The following is a 1,859-nucleotide window of genomic DNA, read 5'->3' on the forward strand; positions in this document are numbered from 1 at the left end:
GCAAGGCTTTGTCCCATTTTCCCCGCTGCCTTCGTAGAAAGCGCCCCAGCTCCAGCAATTCCTAATGCTTGCAGAAGGCTTGCTTTACGCTGCTCTTCACTGATTTTATTCCCGAACATGTCGCGTCCGGTCATGTACTCTCCTAGTCCGTTTGCAACTCTTCCTTATTCCTTATCAAGGCGATTGCTATAGTGAGTTGAGATTTGAAGAGTTTTTCATCAGTGAGAAAGGCTTAAATTAAAAGTCTTAGTTGTTCTATAATATAAAAACACACTGATTTTCATAAAATACAGTGTGTTTACTTATAACTTTAATAATTATTTAAATGGGATTACTGGGATACTCTTTTAAATATTGATCTATTAAATTCTTAGTTTTTTCATCTGTTGGTACTTCATCTAAATATTTGTACTTCCAAATCTTTTTCTGTACTACAAATCCGTAATCTGTATTCAACCAATCTGTATAATCAGTCGTTATATACAAAAAAACTTCAAAAGAATATCAAATATGATGATCTATTGATTCAAACCAAAATGAATTCTACTAAACTCACACATCCATACGAAATTAAAGCTTATTATTTTTCACTTCTTCATACCATTCATTAGCAATATAATTAGATGTTTTACTATCATCATTTGTGTAAACCAACTCGTAATTATATTCAGCTTTAAAATGACCACTCTTCACATCATAAATTAATTTCATCTCTGTCGGCACGTCTCGCTTATATTCTTCACACAACGCTTCGATTTTTTCAATGTCTTCATTTAAAATATCTAATACCATAAATCCTCTTTGCGGGGATGCATCATACCTTTCCTCTCCATCCTCCAATGCATCGTTCACTTGATGAGATTTTACGTACTGATTGTTGATGAGATAAAAGAACTTACTTGAAATAATATTTCCTTCACACGAAGCATACACATAAACTTTGTCTGCTCTGTCCTCAACATATTCCATACAGATGGAAATCATATCTGCCTGCAATTCACTAAATAAATCTTCAAATTCTTTCATCGCATTTTTTACTCCTTAGGTTCATTTTTAATCGTTTTAGAAACGAGGTCACCATCAATAGTATACCTCACTACAAATTTATCTGGGCGCATATCGTTTTCCGCATAAATAACTTCAACATCAACTGTTACTTTTTGGGGAGGGTTTTTCTTCAAAGCTGTGGCCCATTCCTCTTCAATTTTCTTATATTCAATTAAATTTACATCAGACAACTGCGAAACCAAATTATCGATTTTAGGTGAACCACCAAACCTATCTGCTGCCAAATGTCCTGCGTGGTCTTGGCCTTTTATTTTACCTGGTGTGTTTTTACTATGTGATAACCTCTCGGTTCTTGTTGTTAACTGTAAATTTTCTGTTTCGAATTTTACAATTCTACCCATGCTATCTGTTTCGTAAAAGTAGTCATGCTCCCCCGTTTTATACCTAACGTCGGGCTTTAACCTATTTCTTCTCCCATTTGTAAAATGTTCTCCTGATGCAATTAACCTTTTAGATCCACTAGACCTAGGAATACGTTGGCTTGTAGCCTTTGAGATTTGAGGCTCACTCACACGCTCTACTTTTACAGGCTTATCAACTCTCCGAACCGTCTCTACCTTAACCGAATCACCCAGCTTCTCCACATCACGCTTGGACATAAACCTTCCATCAGCTCTGCGATAGCGATTATGAACAGGATCGTAGGTCACCTTACCAATCATTTGCATCGTCTGTTTCTTCGCGTTCTGCAAGGTCTCTCTTACCGTCTGCTGAGCAAGCGCTGGACCTGCCGGCACAAGATCTGGCATGAGTCTTGGCATACTGCTGTCTAGGATGTTGTTATACGTTTT

General features: G+C 36.8%; 3 protein-coding genes. All 3 read right to left on the reverse strand.

All coding sequences use genetic code 11. The features are described 5' to 3' along the window. Nucleotides 1–321: 321 nt before the first annotated feature. A complete protein-coding gene (locus WKH56_RS35000; protein ID WP_080968598.1) occupies nucleotides 322–486 on the reverse strand; it encodes an immunity protein YezG family protein in 165 nt (54 codons plus the stop codon). An 84-nt stretch (nucleotides 487–570) separates the two neighbouring features. Beyond that, complete coding sequence (locus tag WKH56_RS35005; RefSeq protein WP_013057379.1) at nucleotides 571–1,026, reverse strand: immunity protein YezG family protein; 456 nt, start codon at nucleotides 1,024–1,026, stop codon at nucleotides 571–573. A gap of 8 nt (nucleotides 1,027–1,034) precedes the next feature. Continuing rightward, nucleotides 1,035–1,859, reverse strand: an 825-nt coding sequence (locus WKH56_RS35010; protein ID WP_481861973.1) for a DNA/RNA non-specific endonuclease, incomplete at its 5' end; no start/stop codon positions are given.

This window comes from Priestia sp. SB1, assembly GCF_038898415.1.

Coding starts and splice junctions, on each gene's coding strand:
- WKH56_RS35005 (WP_013057379.1), bottom strand. CDS start 1,026: ATGAAAGAATTTGAAGATTTATTTAGTGAATTGCAGGCAGATATGATT.